At 61.7% G+C, this 20378-nt stretch carries 12 protein-coding genes; 7 read left to right on the forward strand and 5 right to left on the reverse strand.

All coding sequences use genetic code 11. The features are described 5' to 3' along the window. Positions 1-14: 14 nt before the first annotated feature. The 5 genes from ACEUCR_RS12510 to gltB form a co-directional block, all read right to left on the reverse strand. The gene (locus ACEUCR_RS12510) at positions 15-854 is read right to left on the reverse strand and encodes a cobalamin-binding protein (protein ID WP_408790548.1); all 840 of its coding nucleotides are present in this window, start codon (positions 852-854) and stop codon (positions 15-17) included. Further along, positions 847-1809 carry a cobalamin biosynthesis protein gene (locus ACEUCR_RS12515; protein ID WP_408790551.1) on the reverse strand — a complete coding sequence of 321 codons (963 nt, stop codon included), beginning with the start codon at positions 1807-1809 and terminating at the stop codon, positions 847-849. The genes ACEUCR_RS12510 and ACEUCR_RS12515 overlap by 8 nt, the downstream gene beginning before the upstream one ends. Further along, the gene (mtnN, locus tag ACEUCR_RS12520) at positions 1806-2498 is read right to left on the reverse strand and encodes a 5'-methylthioadenosine/S-adenosylhomocysteine nucleosidase (RefSeq protein WP_408790553.1); all 693 of its coding nucleotides are present in this window, start codon (positions 2496-2498) and stop codon (positions 1806-1808) included. Before mtnN ends, ACEUCR_RS12515 begins: the two co-directional genes overlap by 4 nt. A 300-nt stretch (positions 2499-2798) precedes the next feature. Next, the gene (locus tag ACEUCR_RS12525; RefSeq protein WP_111873016.1) at positions 2799-4214 is read right to left on the reverse strand and encodes an FAD-dependent oxidoreductase; all 1416 of its coding nucleotides are present in this window, start codon (positions 4212-4214) and stop codon (positions 2799-2801) included. An 11-nt stretch (positions 4215-4225) separates the two neighbouring features. Then, complete coding sequence (gltB, locus tag ACEUCR_RS12530) at positions 4226-8683, reverse strand: glutamate synthase large subunit (protein WP_111873017.1); 4458 nt, start codon at positions 8681-8683, stop codon at positions 4226-4228. A gap of 601 nt (positions 8684-9284) precedes the next feature. Here gltB and ACEUCR_RS12535 point away from each other — a divergent pair. The 7 genes from ACEUCR_RS12535 to ACEUCR_RS12565 all read left to right on the forward strand — a co-directional run. After that, a complete protein-coding gene (locus tag ACEUCR_RS12535) occupies positions 9285-10205 on the forward strand; it encodes a TIGR01212 family radical SAM protein (protein ID WP_408790556.1) in 921 nt (306 codons plus the stop codon). Positions 10206-10576: 371 nt separating this feature from the next. Then, complete coding sequence (locus ACEUCR_RS12540; RefSeq protein ID WP_041996562.1) at positions 10577-12721, forward strand: type I secretion system permease/ATPase; 2145 nt, start codon at positions 10577-10579, stop codon at positions 12719-12721. Beyond that, positions 12714-14105 carry an HlyD family type I secretion periplasmic adaptor subunit gene (locus ACEUCR_RS12545; RefSeq protein WP_041996565.1) on the forward strand — a complete coding sequence of 464 codons (1392 nt, stop codon included), beginning with the start codon at positions 12714-12716 and terminating at the stop codon, positions 14103-14105. Before ACEUCR_RS12540 ends, ACEUCR_RS12545 begins: the two co-directional genes overlap by 8 nt. Positions 14106-14141: 36 nt before the next feature. Further along, positions 14142-15461, forward strand: coding sequence for a TolC family outer membrane protein (locus tag ACEUCR_RS12550; RefSeq protein ID WP_041996570.1), 1320 nt, complete (start codon positions 14142-14144; stop codon positions 15459-15461). A gap of 139 nt (positions 15462-15600) precedes the next feature. Next, complete coding sequence (locus ACEUCR_RS12555) at positions 15601-16326, forward strand: transglutaminase-like cysteine peptidase (RefSeq protein WP_374704012.1); 726 nt, start codon at positions 15601-15603, stop codon at positions 16324-16326. Positions 16327-16329: 3 nt separating this feature from the next. Continuing rightward, complete coding sequence (locus tag ACEUCR_RS12560) at positions 16330-18252, forward strand: EAL domain-containing protein (protein ID WP_408790559.1); 1923 nt, start codon at positions 16330-16332, stop codon at positions 18250-18252. 268 nt (positions 18253-18520) lie between these two features. After that, positions 18521-20378, forward strand: a 1858-nt coding sequence (locus ACEUCR_RS12565; protein ID WP_408790562.1) for a retention module-containing protein, incomplete at its 3' end; no start/stop codon positions are given.

The following is a 20378-nucleotide window of genomic DNA, read 5'->3' on the forward strand; positions in this document are numbered from 1 at the left end:
GGTGACATCCTTATCTAGGGGAGGGAAGTGCGCGCCGCGGCGATGGCCAGGCACACCTGTTCGACCGCGTTGAGTGCCCGCGGAGTGAATCTGTGCAGTTCGTCCGGGTTGATCAGGACGAGCCTGCGCTCCTTCACGGCAGTCAGGCTGGGCCATTGCTGCCAGTGGGCCAGCGCCTCTGCATCCCGGCTGCCGGCGAGGATGAGCTGGGGATCGGCCTTGATGATCTGCTCCAATCCCACCTGGGGATAGGGGCTGGCGGCGTTGGCGACCAGATTGTGGCCGCCGCACAGGGTGATGGCCTGGGCAGGCCAGGCGACGCCGCTGACGCTGGTGAGTGGCGGGTACCAGAGCTGATAGAAGACGCGCACCGGCTCGCCATGGCCGTATCTGCTCTTGAGGGCCTTGAGCCTGGCCAGATAGGCGTCGGCCTGGGCATCGGCATTGTGCTGCAACCCCAGTCGGGAGCCCAGGGCACGGATCTCCTGGCCCAACGAGGCAAAATCGGTGGGCTCTGAATAAAACACCGGGATGCCGAGCTGCTCGATGGGTGCCAGCATGCGGGACTGGGCCGAGCGCCAGGCCACCACCAGATCGGGCTTTTGCGCCAGCAGGGCCTCGACATTGATGCTGCGATAGTTGGCCACATGGGGCAGGGTGCGCGCCTCGGGGGGCGTGTCTGAGGCATCGTCGGTGGCGACGATGCGATCCCCGGCCCCCAGATCAAACAGCAGCTCGGTCAGGTGAGGGGTGAGGCTGATGATGCGCCGGGGCGGCTCGGCGGCCTGCCCGCTGGCGGTTGCCAGGCTGGCCAGCAGCCAGAGCAGGGTCAGACCTATGACTGGTCTAGCCATGGTTGCCTCCCGCCAGGGTGAGCAGCAGCATCAGGGCCAGCCATCCCCAGCCGATCAACTGAAGCCGGTTGAGCAGTCGGTGTGGACTCTCCCAGTCGGGATCGCCTCCCTTACCCAGCACCGCCAGCCTCACCAGAGTGCCCTGATAGTAACGGGGTCCCCCCAGGCGCAGCCCAGACTGACAGGCCAGGGCGGCGAGCAGGGCGCCGGCGGCCGGATGGGGCCAGTGAGTCAGACCATGGCGCCATGCCCGCATGCCCTCCCTGAGGCGGGGGGGCAGGGCGGGCAGGGCCAGCAGCAGGGCAGCCGGGGCGATCAGGGCCTGATAGAGGGCCGCGGCCGGTCGGCCGAAGTGGACGAAATCTGCCTGCTTGCCGCTCCAGGCGAGGTGGCTGAGCTGGGCGAGGCGCCAGAGCAGGGCCCCCTGCACCCCAGCCAGGGCAAAGCCGAACAGGGGGCCGGCCCAGCCTCCGAGCAGGCGCAGCAGTGTGCCTTCGCACAGGGCCTTGGCGAGGCCCATGGCCGAGAGTTTACCCGTCTCGCGCCTGAGCCAGGGAGCGGCTTGCAGCCGGGCCAGGGGCAGGGTATCCCCCTTGAGCAGGGCACCGCCGGCACTGGCCAGGGTGCGCAGGGGGCGAGACTCTATCAGCAGCAGCAGGCATAGCAGGTCGAACAGGGGCTCGCTGAGGGAGAGATTGCGCACCGCCCAAAGCCCGGCTGCGCAGGGCACCCAGACCACCAGCAGGGCCAGCATACCGGCCTGCCACTGGGCACGGGGGCTTCCGTCCGGGCGCCGCACCTTGTGGCCCAGGCGAGCCAGCAAGGGCTCGGCGGCGGAGAGGCGCAGCCACTCCGGCCTTGGCAGCAGGGCTTCGAGCAGGGCGGCGCCCGCCATGATGGCCGCCGGGGTGGCGGCCATCATGGCCAGGGTGTCGGAGGAGGGGAGCGGGATCACAGCTTGCCGAGCAGGGAGAGGATCACCTCGGCGGAGTGTTGACCCGCCACCTCGATGAAGGCGTCGAAGGATTCCACCTGCTCCTTGCCGGCGATGTCGGACATGGCCCGCACCACCAGATAGGGGACACCAAACATGTGACACACCTGACCGATGGCGGCCCCTTCCATCTCCACCGCCAGCATCTGCGGGAAGTCGGCGCGGGCTTTGGCGATGGCGTCCGGCTTGCACATGAACTGATCGCCGGTACAGATGAGGCCGACCCTGGTCTGGTGCTTGCCATGGAGGGCGATGCACTCCTGGGCCAGGGCGATCAGCCTGTCATCACAGGGGAAGGCGGCGGGCTGCTGGGCCATCTGGCCCATCTCGTAACCGAAGGCGGTCACGTCCACGTCGTGGAAGCGCATCTCGCTGGCGATGACCACATCACCTATGTGCAAGTCCTGGGCGAAGCCGCCGGCGGAGCCCGTGTTGATGACGTAATCCGGGGCAAATTTTTCCAGCAGCAGGCTGGTGGCGACGCTGGCGGCCACCTTGCCGATGCCGGAGCGGGTCAGGACTACCTCTTTGCCCGCCAGGGTGCCGCAGTAAAACTCGCAGCCGCCGACCCTGGTGGTGGTCATGTCGCTCAGTTGGCCGCGCAGCAGGGCAACTTCCTGCTCCATGGCGCCTATGATACCTACTCTCATCACAAACCTCGTCTATGGGCATAGCCCGGCTAAGTTGCGGCAATCATAGCAAAAAATGGTGCCAAGCCCAGCGATGAGGCGGCCCTGGCCGCGCATCTGCGTAAAAAAGCGCCCCCGCAGGGGCGAGGGGGGCGAGCGATGGCCCCGGATGAGAGTGGAGGGCTGCCCATGGGCCCGTGGCGGCACTGCGGCCGTGCTGGCCGCGGCGCACCAGATCCGGGACTAGGCCACCCTGGGTGGCCGCAAAGAAACAGCCCCGCATCTGCGGGGCTGTTTGCTTGGGTCCTGGGCAGAGGCGGCTCAGACCGCCAGGTAATCCATGATCCCTTCTGCGGCCTTGCGGCCCTCGTAGATGGCGGTGACCACCAGATCCGAGCCCCGTACCGCATCGCCACCGGCGAACACCTTGGGATTGGTGGTCTGGAAGGCAAAATCATTCTGCTCCGGCGCGCGGATCCGCTCGCGATTATCCAGCTCGATACCATACTCCGCCATCCAGGGCTGGGGGTTGGGCTGGAAACCAAAGGCCATCACCACCGCATCGGCGGCCAGCACCTGCTCGGAGCCCTCGATCACCACAGGGTTGCGGCGACCGTTGGCATCGGGGGCCCCCAGCTCTGTGCTCACCACCCTGATGCCGCAGGTGCGGCCATGGGCATCCAGCTCGACGCCGATGGGTTGCAGGTTGAACATGAATTCCACCCCCTCCTCGCGGGCGTTTTGCACCTCCCGCTTGGAGCCAGGCATGTTCTCGGCATCCCGGCGATAGGCACAGATCACCTTGTCGGCCCCCTGACGGATGGCGGTGCGCACGCAGTCCATGGCGGTGTCACCGCCGCCCAGCACCACCACCTGCTTGCCGGCGAAGTCGATGTAGTCGCTCTGCGCCTTCTCGAAGCCCAGCAAGCGGTTGGCGTTGGAGATGAGGTAGGGCAGGGCGTCATAGACCCCAGGCGCACTCTCGTTCTCGAACCCGCCCTTCATATATTTGTAGGTGCCGACCCCGAGGAAGACGGCGTCGAACTCGCCGAGCAAGTCGGCGAAGGAGACATCCTTGCCCACTTCGGTCTCGAGGCGAAACTCGATGCCCATGGCCTCGAAGATCTCGCGGCGGCGCTGCATCACCTCTTTCTCCAGCTTGAAGGAGGGGATGCCGAAGGTGAGCAGGCCACCGATCTCCGGGTACTTGTCGAACACCACGGCGCTGACCCCGCTTCTGGCCAGCACGTCGGCGCAGGCCAGGCCCGCCGGGCCCGCACCTATGACGGCGACCCGTTTGCCGGTCTGGACCACCTTGGAGAGATCCGGGCGCCAGCCCATCTCGAACGCCTTGTCGGTGATGTATTTTTCGATGTTGCCAATGGTCACGGCGCCGAATCTGTCGTTGAGGGTGCAGGCACCCTCGCACAACCTATCCTGCGGGCAGACCCGGCCGCACACTTCCGGCAGGCTGTTGGTCTGGTGGGAGAGCTCCACCGCCTCCAGGATGCGCCCCTCGTTGGCCAGTTTCAGCCAGTTGGGGATGTAGTTGTGCACCGGGCACTTCCACTCGCAATAGGGGTTGCCGCAGTCGAGGCAGCGATCCGCCTGCATGCCGACCTGGGCCTGATTGAAGGACTCGTAGATCTCCACAAACTGGATCTTGCGGATCTTGAGCGGTTTCTTCGGCGGGTCGACCCGCTGAACATCGATAAACTGGAATACGTTCTGGCTCATAGGTTCCCTCCTTACTGCGCCTGGATTCTGAGTTCTGCACTGGAACGACTGGTGTGGCCCAAGAGGGACTTGACGTCGCTGGACTTGGGTTTGATCAGCTTGAACTTCGGCACATAGGAATCAAAGTTGGCCAAAATTTCCTCGGCGCGTGAGCTGCCGGTTGCGTTCAGATGTTCGGTAATGATGCCGCGCAGGTGCTCCTGATGAATGGCGAGGCTCGCCACTTCCAGCAGTTCCACCAGCTCGGGGTTGGTGCGTTTGGCGAAGTTGCCATCGCAGTCGAGCACATAGGCAAAACCGCCTGTCATGCCCGCCGCGAAGTTGACCCCGGTCTCGCCCAGTACGGTGACTATGCCCCCTGTCATGTATTCACAGCCGTTGTCGCCTATGCCCTCGACCACCGCCAGCGCACCTGAGTTGCGCACCGCGAAACGCTCGCCCGCGGTACCGGCCGCATAGAGCTTGCCGCCGGTGGCGCCATAGAGGCAGGTGTTGCCTATGATGGCCGCCTCGTGGGACTTGAACGACACGCCCACATGGGGTTTGACCACCAGCTTGCCGCCTGTCATGCCCTTGCCCACGTAGTCGTTGGCATCCCCGGTGAGGATCATCTCGAGGCCCCCCGCGTTCCAGACGCCGAAGCTCTGGCCTGCGGTGCCGTTGAAGTGGACCCGTACCGGATCGGCTGCCATGCCCTGGTTGCCGTGACGCTTCACGATCTCGCCGGACAGGCGGGCCCCGACGGAGCGGTCCGTGTTGCGGATGTCGTAGCGATACTCACCGCCGCTCTTGGTCTCGACGGCCTCGAGCAGGTCTTCGACCATGCGCAGGTTCAGGGGCCCCTTGTCGAAGGTGGGGTTGTGCTGCTGGCAGAACAGGCTGGAGCCTTCCACCGCCACCGGCTTGGCCAGGATGCCGGAGAGGTCCAGCTTGGCCTGACGGGCGGTGAGGCCGGGCAGGGCTTCCAGCAGCTCGGTGCGGCCAATCAGATCCGTCAGTTGGCTGACCCCGAGCTGGGCCATGAGTTCGCGGGTCTCGTGGGCGACGAACTTGAAGTAGTTCATGGCCATCTCGGGCAGACCGGTGAAGTGCTCGCGGCGCAGCTTCTCGTCCTGGGTGGCGACGCCGGTGGCGCAGTTGTTCAGATGGCAGATACGCAGGTATTTGCAGCCGAGCGCCACCATGGGGCCGGTACCGAAGCCGAAGCTCTCGGCGCCAAGGATGGCCGCCTTGATGATGTCCAGACCGGTCTTGAGACCGCCATCCACCTGCAGGCGCACCTTGTGGCGCAGGCCGTTGGCGACCAGGGCCTGCTGGGTCTCGGCCAGCCCCAGCTCCCAGGGGGAGCCGGCATACTTGACCGAGGTGATGGGGCTCGCGCCCGTGCCGCCGTCATAGCCCGAGATGGTGATGAAGTCGGCATAGGCCTTGGCCACGCCGCAGGCGATGGTGCCGACACCGGGCTCGGAGACCAGCTTGACCGACACCAGGCAGTTCGGGTTGATCTGCTTGATGTCGAAGATGAGCTGGGCCAGATCCTCGATGGAGTAGATGTCGTGATGGGGCGGCGGCGAGATCAGGGTCACGCCGGGCACGGAGTAACGCAGCTGGGCTATCTGGGCCGTCACCTTGTCACCGGGCAGCTGGCCCCCTTCGCCGGGCTTGGCGCCCTGGGCGACTTTGATCTGCACGACATCCGCGTTCATCAGGTAGTGGGGGGTGACGCCAAAGCGCCCCGACGCCACCTGCTTGATGCGCGAATTCCTCTCGGTACCGAAGCGCTTGGGATCCTCGCCGCCTTCGCCGGAGTTGCTCTGACCGCCGAGGCGGTTCATGGCAATCGCCAGGGCTTCATGGGCCTCGGGGCCCAGGGCGCCGATGGACATGGCGGCGGAGTCGAAGCGCTGGTAAAGGTTGGTGGCAGGCTCCACCTCGTCCAGGGAGATGGCCTGCTGGCCCTGCTTGACCCCGATCAGATCGCGCAGGGTCGCCACCGGCCGCTCGTTCACCAGGCGGGCATAGTGCAGGTAGTCGCTGTATTCGCCGGAGCGCACCGCGGTTTGCAGGGTCTGCACCACGTCCGGGTTGTAGGTGTGGTACTCCTCGCCGTGGACGAACTTGAGCAGGCCGCCCTGGTTGAGGGGTTTGCGCTTGAGCCAGGCGGTGCGGGCCAGATTGAGCTGATCCTGCTGGATGTCGTCAAAATCGGCCCCCTGGATGCGGCTCGATACGCCGCGAAAGCAGGTCTCTATGACGGATTGGGAGAGGCCGATGGCTTCGAACAGCTGGGAGCAGCGGTAGCTGGCCACCGTGCTGATGCCCATCTTGGACATCACCTTGTAGAGGCCCTTGTTGATGCCGTTGCGGTAGTTGAGCATGGCCTGGCGCAGGCTCATCTTGAGCACGCCCTCTTCCACCTGTTTGGCCAGGGTTTCATAGGCCAGATAGGGGTAGATGGCGGTGGCACCAAAGCCCAGCAGCACGGCGAAGTGGTGCGGGTCGCGGCAGCTTGCGGTTTCTACCAGTATGTTGGCGTCGCAGCGCAGGTTGTTGTCCACCAGGGTGCGCTGCACCGCGCCCACCGCCATGGCGGCCGGGATGGGCAGGGTGTCGGCACTGATGTTTCTGTCCGACAGCACCAGCAGCACGGTACCGGCGCGGGCCGCGGTTTCGGCCTCCTGGCAGATGCGCTGCACCGCCGCTTCCAGCCCCTCGCTCGGGGCATAGTTGAGGTCGATCAGGGTGTGGCGATAGTGGTCGCCCTCCAGGGCCAGCAGCTGATGGAAGTCGGAGTAGAGCAGGATCGGCGACTGGAACAGCACCCGGTGGGCGTGGCCGAAGGTCTCGTTGAACACGTTCTGCTCGCTGCCGATGCAGGTGGCCAGGGACATGACGTGATTTTCCCGCAGGGGATCGATGGGCGGGTTGGTCACCTGGGCAAACATCTGGCGGAAGTAGTCATACAGGGTGCGCTGACGGGAGGAGAGCACCGCCATGGGGGTATCGTCACCCATGGAGCCGACGGCCTCCTGGCCGTTCTCGCCGAGCACGCGAATGACCTGATCCAGTTCCTCGTAGGAGTAGCCGAACAGCTTCTGATAGGTCTTGAGTTGATCGTCGTCCAGCTCGCGGGCGCCTGTGTTGGCGTCATCCATCTGCTCGAACGGTACCAGTCGTTTGCAGTGCTTGCCCATCCACTCCCTGTAGGTGTGACGGCTCTTGAGATCGTCATCTATCTCGAAGCTGGTCCACACCTTGCCGTTGCTGGTATCCACCACGAACAGCTCGCCCGGGCCGACGCGGCCCTTCTCCAGCACCTCATCCGGGGTGTAGTCCCAGGTACCGACCTCGGAGGCGAGCGTGATGAACTTGTCCTTGGTGATGACGTAGCGGGCCGGGCGCAGGCCGTTGCGGTCGAGGGCGCAGGTGGCGTAGCGGCCGTCGGTCATGACGATGCCAGCCGGGCCGTCCCAGGGCTCCATGTGCATGGAGTTGAAGTCGTAGAAGGCCCGCAGATCTTCATCCATGTTGGGGTGTTTCTGCCACGCGGGCGGGATCAGCAGGCGCATGGCACGGAACAGGTCCATGCCGCCGGCGAGGAAGAGATCCAGCATGTTGTCCAGGCTCGAGGAGTCGGAGCCCGTGGTGTTGACGAAGGGCGCGGCCTCTTGCAGATCCGGAATGAGCGGGGTCGCGAACTTGTAGCTGCGGGCCTTGGCCCACTGGCGGTTGCCGGCGATGGTGTTGATCTCGCCGTTGTGGGCAAGATAGCGGAACGGCTGCGCCAGCGGCCAGCGCGGGCTGGTGTTGGTGGAGAAGCGCTGGTGGAACACGCAGATGGCCGATTGCAGGCGGATGTCGGCGAGATCCAGATAGAAGTGCGGCAGGTCCACGGGCATGCAGAGCCCTTTGTAGACGGTGACCAGGTTGGAGAGACTGACCACGTAGAAGTAGTCGTCGCTGATGCGCTTCTCGATGCGGCGGCGCACGATATAGAGGCGGCGCTCGAGATCCTTGTCGACCCAGCCGGGAGGCGCGTTGACAAACACCTGCTCTATGCTGGGCAGGGAGGCCTTGGCGATGGGGCCGAGCACATGGGTATCGATAGGTACCTGACGCCAGCCGACCAGGCTCAGGGTTTCCCGTTCCAGCTCTTCATTGATGATGTCGCGAGCCTGCTGGGCCAGCACGGGATCCGGATTGAGAAACAGCATGCCGACCGCGTACTTGCGGCCCAGGTGCCATCCCTTCTCTTCGGCGACCGCCCGAAAGAAGCTGTCGGGTTTTTGCAGCAGCAGGCCGCAGCCATCGCCGGTCTTGCCATCGGCGGAGATGCCGCCGCGGTGTTGCATGCGAGCCAATGCTGACATCGCGAGACGGACAAGCTTGTGGCTGGCTTCCCCTTCCATGTGGGCCAACAGGCCGAAGCCACAGTTATCCCTCTCCAGCTTTGGATCATATAGTGACATTGCATATCTCCCTTGCTCGGCCTTGTATCGCAAACTGCATAAATTGCGATTGGCTCTTGTGGTTCCGTCTGCCTGACGTGGCGAATCTCCAAACTAATGGGAATTTAGCAGCAGGTCAATTGGACACGTCAGATGTTTTAGCTGTTACAACCGCATAACAAAATCTGGTTGAATATCGACATTAAGGGGGTGTGTTGGTGTTTAAATCTGGGTTTGTTCATTTTTTCGGGATATTGATGGTGAATATTGCGTCATGGCAGTTCAGGTCGCATTCCCGTCAACCTGTAGTAATCTTACCAACCCCCTGCCGGGGCGAATGAGTTCGATCACATTTATCCGTTTCGAGACTTGCATTTGCCTTTCTTGGATCTACCACTTTATTTGTTTTTATAAACATAAGCTTATAACCCTATTGATAGGCTTTATTGTAAGAAAGTCGTCGCTCTGCGCGCCGACAGGGGTCATGAGAAAGTCTCGGTTGGAGATACTTATTCGTTTTGATGTGAATATTTATATGTTTTTCCACCCGCCAGACTCTTGATCCAGCTCAGCATGATGTCCAATCGAGCTTGTACAATGCCGGTTTTTGTCGGGAAACGTCATGCAGTTACACGAGCTGGTCAATACCCTGGGTCAGGATCTCAAGCGGCGCCATGGCGAGAAGATCCACAAGCTCTCCATTCATGGCGCCTTTACCTGCCCGAACCGGGACGGCACCCTGGGTCGCGGTGGTTGTACCTTTTGCAACGTCTCCTCCTTCGCCGACGAGTCGGCCCAGCAGCTTTCCGTGGTGGCCCAGCTGCACGCCCGCCGCGACGAGGTGACCCGGGCGCGGCGCTATCTCGCCTACTTCCAGGCCTATACCAGCACCTATGCCGAAGTGACTTACTTGAAGCGCATGTATGAGGAGGCGCTCTCGGTGAGCGACATGGTGGGACTGTGTGTCGGCACCCGGCCCGATTGCGTACCGGATGCGGTGCTGGATCTGCTGGCGGGGTATCAGCAGCAAGGTTATGAAGTGTGGCTGGAGCTGGGGCTGCAAAGCGCCAGCGACCAGACCCTCAGGCGGATCAATCGCGGCCATGGCTATGACGCCTACGCCGATGCGGTGCGCCGCGCCCACCTGCGCGGCATCAAGGTGTGTACCCATCTCATCGTCGGACTGCCGGGGGAGTGCGCCATGGACAGCCTGGCGACCCTGCACCGGGTGGTCGATACCGGCGTGGAGGGGATCAAGCTTCACCCCCTGCACGTGGTGGCGGGCAGCACCCTCGGCAAGGCCTGGCAGGCGGGGCGCCTCGAAGTGCCGACCCTGGAGGAGTATGTGGCGGCGGCGATCGCCATGATCCAGCACACCCCACCCGACGTGGTCTATCACCGCGTCTCGGCGTCAGCCCGGCGGCCGACCCTGCTCGCCCCCGCCTGGTGCGAGAACCGCTGGACAGCCATGAGTCTCATTGCCGCTGGGCTCGCCCGCACCGGGTCTCAGGGGAGCGCCCTGGAGCGCCCCTTCCTGCCATGAGCCACTCATTGATGGATTTGTCATATTTAGCAAAAGAAACAGTGAGTTATTAGATGAAAATCATACTCTGTTCTATAGTTCTCAGGGCGCTGAACTGGTATGGTGCTTCGTTTGAAAATCGCTGCCGATCCAGCCCCGGGCGGGTGCCATATAGATGTGATGTCGTCATGGCCTCCTCGCCTCCCTGAGGTCGATATCTCGCCGTGGCAGCCGCTGCCATCTCCCGTTCTCGTCGGGGTGGCGGCAAATATGGTAGCGAACGAGTATTCTTTTTGGCTTATCATATGTCGGCATGGCCCCCTGGCTGATTGGCCACGTAGTGAGGGAGCCTGGACAAGCCGAGCGCCAGCCTCATCTATAAACAGGACAATATGCAAGCAGAAACCGACCATATCGACGAGTTGTTGGAATGCCTGGTCTTCCTGACCCGTTTCTACGGCGTGCCCAACAGCAAGGATGCCTTGACCACAGGGCTGCCCCTGGTGTCGGGCCGCCTGACCACGGCGCTGTTCAGTCGTGCCGCCGAGCGAGCCGGGCTGTCGGCGCGGGAAGTCTTGCAGCCCCTGGATCAGATCTCCTCCCTGTTGCTGCCCTGCATCTTGCTGACCCGCAATGGTGGCGCCTGCATCCTGCTGGAGTGGAACGAGGATCGCAGCCAGGCCAAGGTGATTTTTCCCCAGGCCGGTGATGCGGCCCAGTGGTTGACCATGGCCCAGCTCGGCGATGAGTATCTGGGGCGGCTCTTTTTCGTCAAGAAGCAGTTCCGTTTCGACGAGCGCTCTCCCAAGGTACTGGAGACCCGGGACGGTCACTGGTTCTGGAGCACCCTGCTGGAGTCCCGCGGCATCTATCGCGACGTGCTGGTCGCCTCCATCCTCATCAACCTGTTTGCGGTGGCCAGCCCCCTGTTCACCATGAACGTCTACGACAAGATAGTGCCCAACCTGGCGTTTGATTCCCTCTGGGTGCTGGCGGTGGGGGCCGTGGTGGTGTTCACCTTCGATTTCGTGATGCGTCAGTTGCGCAGCTACTTCATCGATATCGCCGGCAAGAAGTCGGACGTGCTGCTGTCGGCCAAGATCTTCGCCAAGGTGATGGGGATGCGGATGGAATCCAGACCCGCCTCCACCGGTGCCTTCGCCAAGCATCTGCAGGAGTTCGAGTCGGTCCGCGAGTTCTTCACCTCGGCCACCGTCTCGACCCTGATCGACCTGCCCTTCGCCATCCTGTTCCTGGTGGTGATCTGGCTGTTTGCCGGGGTCATGGTGGTGGTGCCCATCATCGCCATGCTGATCCTGCTGGTATACAGCTTCTATATCCAGGGCTCCCTCAAGCAGTCCATCGAGGAGGGCTCACGGCTCGCCTCCCAGAAAAATGCCAACCTGGTGGAGAGCATCGCCGGTCTCGAGACCGTCAAGATCTTCGGCGCCGAGAGCATGTTCCAGCACCGCTGGGAGCAGGCCGTCTCCCACATCTCCACCTGGGGCGTGCAGACCCGGCGCATCACCAATTCCATGTCTTCCCTGGCCAGCTATGTCCAGCAGGTGGTCACCGTGGGTCTGGTGATCGTCGGCGTCTACCAGATTGCCGACGGCCTGGTCACCATGGGGGGCATGATCGCCGCCGTCATGCTGTCGAGCCGTGCCATCGCGCCCATGGTGCAGCTCTCCGTCCTCTCCACCCGCTACAATCAGGCCCGCTCCGCGCTGACCATTCTCGAGGGCATCATGGACACCCCGGGCGAACAGGAGGAGGGTCGCCAGTACGTGCATCACCCCGTGATAGAGGGGCGCATCGAATTCGAGAATGTGACCTTCAAGTATCCGGGCATGGAGACCAGCACCCTGCATGGCATCAATCTCAAGATTGAGCCGGGGGAGAAGGTGGCCATCATAGGGCGCATTGGCGCGGGCAAGACCACGCTGGAGAAGCTGCTGATGGGGCTCTATCGCCCGACCGATGGGTCGGTGCGGCTCGATGGTTTCGAACTCGATCAATTGCCGCCTTCGGCCGTGCGCCGCAACATCGGCTGCGTGCCCCAGGACGTGACCCTCTTCTTTGGTTCGGTGCGAGACAACATCATGCTGGGCAATCCGCTGGTGGATGATGCCAAGGTGCTGCGCGCCGCCAAGCGGGCCGGGGTGACCAGTTTCACCAACCGGGATCCCAACGGCCTGGACAGGCAGATAGGCGAGGGGGGGCGTCAGCTCTCCGGCGGTCAGCGCCAGGCGATACTGCTGGCTCGCGCCCTGCTCAATGATCCTCCCATCCTGGTCATGGATGAGCCGACCTCCAACATGGACAACCAGTCCGAGCAGCAGGTGAAGCAGGAGCTGGCACGGCTCGGGCCCGAGACCACCCTGATCGTCATCACCCACAAGACCCTGATGCTGGATGTGGTCAACCGGGTGATCGTCATGGAGCAGGGCAAGATAGTGGCCGATGGGCCCAAGGCGCAGGTGTTGCAACAGCTCAAAGAGGGCAAGGTCAGGGTCCAGGAGGCATCCCATGGATAAGAAAGAGGTGCTGCCTGCCCAGGAACATCTGACCTTCGTCGATGATGGCGCCGCCGCCGTGCTGCTGAGCACGCCGACTCGGGCCAGGGTGCTGCTCTGGTGCTGTTTCATCTTCTTCATGAGCGCCCTGGTGTGGGCGGCCTGGGCCAAGCTCGACGAGGTGACGGTAGGGCAGGGCAAGGTGATCCCGTCTCGCCAGTTGCAGGTGATCCAGAACCTGGAGGGGGGGATCGTCAAGGAGATCTTCGTCAAGGAGGGGGACATAGTCGAGAAGGGGCAGCCCTTGCTGCGCATCGATGACACCCGTTTTCGCTCCGATTTTCGCGAGCGTGAGCAGGAGCTGGTCACCCTCAAGGGCGACATAGCGCGTCTGCGGGCCGAGATCCGCAGCGTGGTGGTCAAGACGGAGCCCAACATAGGCTGGCGGGAACAGGTGGTGATCGACAAGCAAGCCATCGATTTCCCGGAAGGGTTCGAGAATGTCTTTGCCGAATATGCGGCCCGTGAGGTATCGGCGCAAAATGATCGGCTCAACAATCTCAAGAACCAGCTCTATATTCTGGGCCAGCAGATAGAGCAGAAAGAGCAGGAATTAATCGAGCTCAACGCGAAAATACGCACCATCAGTCGCAGTGTCGACCTAGCCCGTCAGGAGCTGAATATCAGCCGTCCCCTGGCAAAAGAGGGGATTGTGCCTCAGGTGGAATTGATCAAGCTCGAGCGCCAGGTCAATGATATGCAGGGGGAGCTGGAAAGCAACCGGCTCGTTATTCCCAAATTGAATTCAGCATTGCGTGAGGCCATCTCCAAGCGCAATGATATTGCCTTGAAATTCCGGGCCGATGCCCAGACCGAGCTCAATGAAAGGCAGGGCAAGCTGGGCCAGCTCTCCGCAGGCCAGGTGGGTTTGCGGGACAGGGTGGATAGAACCAGCGTGGTCGCTCCCCTCAAGGGAACGATCAAGAAGCTGAAAATCAATACCTTGGGCGGGGTGGTCCAGCCAGGCATGGATCTGATGGAGATAGTGCCACTTGAGGATACACTCCTGATTGAGGCCAAGGTATCCCCCAAGGACATAGCCTTCCTGCGCCCTGGGCTGGCCGCCGTAGTGAAATTTACCGCCTATGATTTCACCATTTATGGCGGGCTTCATGGCAAGGTAGAACAAATCAGTGCAGATTCCATTCAGGATGAGGAGGGGAATTCCTTTTATCTGGTACGGGTCAGGACGGAAAAAAGCTATCTTGGGGATGAGACCAATGCATTGCCCATCATCCCGGGGATGTTGGCCAGTGCGGATATCATCACGGGTAAAAAGAGTGTTTTGGACTATTTGCTGAAACCGATATTGCGGGCCAAACAGTCGGCATTGAGAGAACGATAAGCCAACAATCAATAAAAACATATGACTGGAGATATTATGAAAAAGACGATTGTTGCCATGATTGTGAGTGGCGCTATATTCCTTCCGGGCCTGGCTCAGGCCCAATCGTTGGAGCAATCCGTTGCTCAGACGCTGGCTACCCACCCCAAGATCAAGGAAGCGTTTGATCTCTACCAGGCCCGCATGTACCAGCATGATGGTGCCAAGGGTGGCTACTATCCCACCGTCGATCTGCGCGCAGGGGTCGGCTATGAAGAGACCGACAGCCCGACCACTCGCGTGGGCGGCCCCGGTATCGATGACACCCTGACCCGCAAGGAGGCGGGACTGAGTCTGCGTCAGATGCTGTTCGACGGCTTCGATGTCAGCAGCAACGTGTCCCGCACCAAAGCCGAGGCCAATGCCCAGCGACTGGCCATGATCTCGGAAGCGGAGAACACGGCGCTGCGCACCGCAGAGGTCTACCTCAACATGTTGCGCCAGCAAGAGATACTGGAGCTCTCCAAGGACAACCTGGCGACCCATGAGCAGATCCGCAGCGACATCAGCAAACGGACCGACTCCGGTCTGGGTTCTACCGCGGATCAGACCCAGATTGAGGGCCGTGTCGCCCGTGCCTACGCCAACCAGGCCGCGGCGGAAAACAACTATCGCGATGCCGAAAGCGAATTTATCCGCGTCGTCAATGAAACCCCCAGGGATCTGGTTCAGCCGGTGCCCGATGCCAGCCTGATGCCCGCGACCATAGAGACGGCGCTCAAGACGGCGACCGAGGCGCACCCGACCCTGCTCTCCTCCCTGCAGGACATAGAGGCGGCCAAGTACCAGCATGAAGGGTCCAAGTCCGGCTTCTATCCCAACGTCGCCATTGAGGTGGATAAGAACTGGAACGAGGATATCGATGCCATCAAGGGACGCAATGACGATCTGACCGCCATGGTGCGCATGCGTTACAACCTGTTCCGCGGCGGTTCCGATCTGGCCGAGAGCAAGGCCACCTCGGCGCTCTACTCCCAGGCGAAAGACATTCACCTCAATGCGTTCCGTCAGGTGGAGGAAGGGACTCGTCTGGCCTGGAATGCCAAACAGTCTCTGGATCAGCAGAAGATCTACCTGCAACAGCATGTGGACGCGAGCTATGACACGGTTCAGGCCTACAAGAAGCAGTTCGGACTGGGCCAGCGTACCTTGCTGGATGTCTTGAACACGGAGAACGAACTGTTCGAGGCGCGCCGCAGCTATATCAATGCGCAATATGACTCCCTCCTGGCTGACTACCGCATCCTCAATGCGACCGGCAGTCTGCTCAGTGCCATGCAGGTGCAGCCACCCGCCGAGTGGCAAGCCAAAAACTGATGCAATGCATTGATGTTGTGTGTGGGAGATGACGACAATCCACTTGTCGTCATCTCCGTATCAGGGTTGCAGCATGTCGCTCTCGTCTCCCGTGTTTTGTAACTCATATGGCAGTCAGCCCGTTGCGTAGGGGAAAGATGTGACAGCGTGGTCAATCGGGCGTTGGCTCAGTCCCTGTTATCGCAAGGGGCGACATCTGCTCTGGTGCGGGCTTGCCCTGCTTCCTCTGCTGCTGGCGGCGAGCCAGCCGCTGACGGATGCCGATCTTGCCCTCATCAAGCGGGCCAAGGACACCTATGGTGAGCGGGCGGGCAAACGCGCCGCGAGCTGGCGTCTGCTGGCACTTGAGAGCAGGGCGGCGGCCTGGCCGGAACGTCAGAAACTGGAGCGGGTCAATCGTTTCTTCAATCAGCTGCGCTTTATCGACGACAGCAAGCTGTGGCGCAAGAAGGATTACTGGGCCACGCCCCTCGAGTTTCTGGGGGCCGCGGGGGGGGATTGCGAAGACTTCAGCATCGCCAAGTATTTTACCCTGCTGGAGCTGGGCATCGACGATGAGAAGATGCGGATGGTGTATGTCAAGGCACTGGATTACAACCAGTTTCATATGGTTGTCGCCTACTATGAGACCCCGTCATCCGTGCCGATCATCCTGGATAACCTGATAGGGGACATACGCCCGGCGACCGAGCGTAGGGACTTGCTGCCTATCTACAGTTTCAATGGTCGTCACCTGTGGTTGATGAAGGCCCGTGGCCAGGGGGAGCTGGCCGGGCAGTCTTCACGTTTGGGATTATGGAATGATTTACGCAATCGCATGACTTCTGGGCGATTGGCTCGACCTGTGGTGAATTTGGATGATTAACCTATGACGCTATATCGACAATTACTGGCCACCATGCTGATGCTGTTCGGGGTCCTCTTTGCCGTGACCTACTGGGTTCAATTCACGTCGACCCGGAACTATCTGGCGCAGCAGCAGGAGACCACGGTGATCAACACGGCCACCTCCCTCGGGCTGGCGCTGACCCCTTATCTCGAGAATGGCGACAAAGTGAGTGCCGAGTCGGTGCTCAAGGCAGTGTTTGATGGCGGTTATTACCAGCAGGTGCGACTCGACATGCTGGCCTCCAAGGAGGTGATCGAGCTCGACAACAGCCATGGCATTCAGGGGGTGCCCGCCTGGTTCATGGGGTTGGAGTTGTTTCCCGATGTATCCAATGAATCCATTCTCACCTCGGGCTGGCTTCAGCTCGGCAAGCTCAAGGTGGTCGGCCACAGCGGCCAAGCCTACTACGAGCTCTGGCAGGGGATGACCAATCTGGCGAGCTGGTTCATCATCGGTTTCCTGGTAACGACCCTGCTGCTGATGCGTGCCCTCAACTATCTGCTCAAACCCCTGGCCCAGATCCGGGATCAGGCCCAGGAGATAGAGCTGCACCATTTCGGTCATGTGATCCCCGAGCCACGCACCCTTGAGCTCAAGCAGGTGGTACAAGCCATCAATACCCTCTCGGGCAAGCTGGCCGACCAGTTCAAGGAGCAGGCGCAAGAGGCGGAGCATCTGCGCGAGCGGGTCTATCTGGATGCCGTGTCTGGGCTGGGCAACCGGGCCTATTTCGTCGGCCAGGTCAACGCCTGGATAGCCGAGGGTGGGGAAGGGGGCATACTGCTGGTGGCGGTGGACATGCTCGACGACATCTATCGGGAGGAGGGCTTCGCCGCGCGCGACAACATGGTCAAGAGCATAGCCCAGAGTCTCAATGATGAACTCAGTGGCTGGGACGGGGCTGCCATCGCCCGTATCTCCGCCACCGAATATGCCCTGCTCTGCCCGACCAGCGAGCTGGCCAGCCTGCAAGAGCTGGCCGAGCGGATCAACGGCCGGATCGCCGATCTGGTGGTCAATCCCATGGGTGAGGCCGATGCCTTGTCCGTCATAGGGATCGCCGGGCGCGACAGCCAGGATGATCTCTCCAGTCTGCTGACCAAGGCGGATAACGCCCTCGGCCGGGCGCGCAACGAGCGCCGTGGCGCCGTGGTGATGGAGGGCGGCCACGCCCAGGGCATGATGGGGCGCCTGGCGTGGCGGGATCTGGTCGAAGATGCCATTGCCCGCCAACTGTGGCGTTTCAAGGCGCAGCCCGCCTGCCGTTTCGATGATGGCACCCGGCTGCACGCCGAGCTGTTTGCGGCCATTCATCGCGATGGTCACGACTATTTTGCCGGTCAGTTCCTGCCTGCCATCGAGCAATTCAAGCTGGGCAGCGAATTCGACCAGGCGGTGCTGACGGCCACTGTGCCCTTGCTGCTCAAGGAGAGTGAATTGGTGCTGGCCATCAACATCACCCCGGGGGCCATCTGTTCAGATGAGTTCCTGCTCTGGCTGGGCAGCTTCCTTGGCAGCCACCCCGACCTCAAGAACCGTCTGTTGCTCGAGCTCCCGGAAGGCACCATCTTGAAGCATCAAGCCAGGGTCGAGGCGCTGGTGGCCGTGCTGCAGGAACATGGTTTCCAGTGGGGCGTGGATCACTATGGTCGCCACTTCCAGTCGCTGGGCTATCTGGAACAGCTGGCCCCCAGCTATGTCAAGGTGGACCATGGCTACACCAGTCAGGTGATGGAGCCTGGAGCGGATACCGCCTTCCTGGCCGCCGTGTGCCGCGCCGCACACAATGCAGGGATCTTGACCATCGCCACCCGGGTCGAAAACGAGCAACAGGTCGAGTTGCTCTCTCGTCTGCACATCGATGGGTATCAGGGTTTCGTGCACCCGGCCTTTCCCATCTGACGCTGTTTACATCCTGAAAGGGCGCCGCTGGGCGCCTTTTTTAATCACTATTGGTTGTAACAAAAAATAAACAATATCGGAAATCTTTATAAGGAGTCTACTGGGTCTTTCCATAACGCCTTGTTTTAATTGGCTAAGTGTCCAACATTCGATTTGATTCAGGCTTTTCCCTCTTCTGACACGAACCCGGTACATTTTTGCAACGGACACCTTCGCGCTTCGCTCATAGGGTTGATACATCGAAACCCTCTGTGTTGGAGTCAAGGCTATGCGTACCCAAATGATCGAGAAGAGTGTCGTCGTTGCCTCAATGGAAGGTGAAATTCTGGTGGTCAATGCCGATGGCAGCACCCGTCCATTGCAAGGGGGCGAGACACTGCAGCCCGGCACCCAGTTGACCCTGAGTGATGATGCCAAGCTGGTGCTGATCACCCCGGAAGAAGCCGCCGCCCTGGCGCAGGGATCGTCGGTCGCCCCCGACGCAGAGATCCCGGCCGATGCCGCAAAGCCAGATGGCACTGACACACCGCTCGATCCCAACGACATAGCTGCATTGCAACAATCCATCCTGGAAGGGGTTGACCCGACTCAGAGTTTTGAAGCCGCGGCGGCCGGTGGTGCCCCAGCCGCCGGTGGTGGCGGTGGCATAGGTGGTGTCGTCGGTGCCAGCGGTAACGGTGGCTTCGTAACCATCAGTCGTACCAATGGGGCGACCATCGCCCAGGCTGGGTTCGACACCAGCCATGACACGCAACAGACCATCGACCGGATACAAGAAGATCTGCCCGACCTTGACAATGAGTTGAGTGATCAAGACGAACAGGCCAGTGTCGCGGAAGATGAACAGCTCAACGGCAACCTCCTCGACAATGCCAGCAACCCGGATGGGCCGGATGCAGCCAGCGTGACCCTGTTCAGCTGGGGAGACAATATCAACCTGGTCGCGGGATCCACAGTGACCATCCCGGGTATAGGCACCCTCACGGTCAACGGCAACGGCGACTACAGCTTCACGCCAGCGTTGAACTATGACGGTCCGGTACCGCCGGTGAACTACAGCGTGACCGATGGTATCGATGTGGTGGACTCTACCCTGACCATCACTATCACGCCCGTCGATGAAGGTGTCAGCCTGACGGGACTGGGCCTGGCTGGTGGTGAACTGGTGGTCAGCGATGCCAACCTGGCCGATGGCACCAGCCCGAACCCGGCGGCACTGACACAAGGGGGGGTGTTCAGCTTCAGCGCGCCAGACGGAGTGCAGACCCTGAGCATCGCTGGCCTGCCGCTGATCACGAACGGCACAGTGACCACACTCCCGCAATCTTTCACCACTCCCCTTGGCAATAGCCTGCAGATCACCGCAATCAGTTTCGATCCCGTGACCGGTGTCGGCAGCATCAGCTACAGCTACAGCCTGCAAGATAACGAGAGTCACGTTAAACCGACCAATGACACCCAGCTGACCGAGAGTTTTCAGGTCACGCTCACCGACCAAGATGGGGATACCACCTCTGCCAGCCTGGATGCGGTGATCCAGGACGACGTGCCGACGGCGGTGAACGACAGCAACCCGGCCACGGCGAGCGAGAACAACCTCATCCTCAACGGCAATGTCATCAGCAATGACGTGCAGGGGGCGGATGGCGCGGCGGTGACGGCGGCCAACCTGACCGGCACCTACGGCAGCCTGGTGCTCAATGCCAATGGCACCTACAGCTACACCCTCAACCCCAACGATGCCGACTTCAAGGCGCTGACCGGGGGCGGGATGGGCAGCGAAGTGTTCACCTACACCCTGACCGACGGGGACGGCGACGTGAGCACGGCGACCCTGACCCTGACCATCAAGAACGACGATGACGGGGTGACCATCACCAACCTCATCCCGCAAGGCGAGGGTGGCGACGCCATCGTGCACGAGGACGACCTGCTGGATAGCCGGGGGACGGGCGAATCGGCGGGGTCGGACACCAGCAAGGAGTCGACTACGGTGACCGGCAGCTTCAACATCAGCGCGCCGGACGGGGTACAGACCCTGAGCGTGGGGGGCATCAGCCTGGTGAGTGGCGGCGTGGCGGCGAGCTTGCCGCAGAGCGTGGCGACCCCGCTGGGCAACACCCTGA

Source organism: Aeromonas bivalvium (assembly GCF_046078285.1).
Classification (GTDB): Bacteria; Pseudomonadota; Gammaproteobacteria; order Enterobacterales; family Aeromonadaceae; genus Aeromonas; species Aeromonas bivalvium.

Coding starts and splice junctions, on each gene's coding strand:
- ACEUCR_RS12545 (WP_041996565.1), top strand. CDS start 12,714: ATGGATAAGAAAGAGGTGCTGCCTGCCCAGGAACATCTGACCTTCGTC.
- ACEUCR_RS12525 (WP_111873016.1), bottom strand. CDS start 4,214: ATGAGCCAGAACGTATTCCAGTTTATCGATGTTCAGCGGGTCGACCCG.
- ACEUCR_RS12540 (WP_041996562.1), top strand. CDS start 10,577: ATGCAAGCAGAAACCGACCATATCGACGAGTTGTTGGAATGCCTGGTC.
- ACEUCR_RS12550 (WP_041996570.1), top strand. CDS start 14,142: ATGAAAAAGACGATTGTTGCCATGATTGTGAGTGGCGCTATATTCCTT.
- mtnN (WP_408790553.1), bottom strand. CDS start 2,498: ATGAGAGTAGGTATCATAGGCGCCATGGAGCAGGAAGTTGCCCTGCTG.
- gltB (WP_111873017.1), bottom strand. CDS start 8,683: ATGTCACTATATGATCCAAAGCTGGAGAGGGATAACTGTGGCTTCGGC.
- ACEUCR_RS12560 (WP_408790559.1), top strand. CDS start 16,330: ATGACGCTATATCGACAATTACTGGCCACCATGCTGATGCTGTTCGGG.
- ACEUCR_RS12535 (WP_408790556.1), top strand. CDS start 9,285: ATGCAGTTACACGAGCTGGTCAATACCCTGGGTCAGGATCTCAAGCGG.
- ACEUCR_RS12510 (WP_408790548.1), bottom strand. CDS start 854: ATGGCTAGACCAGTCATAGGTCTGACCCTGCTCTGGCTGCTGGCCAGC.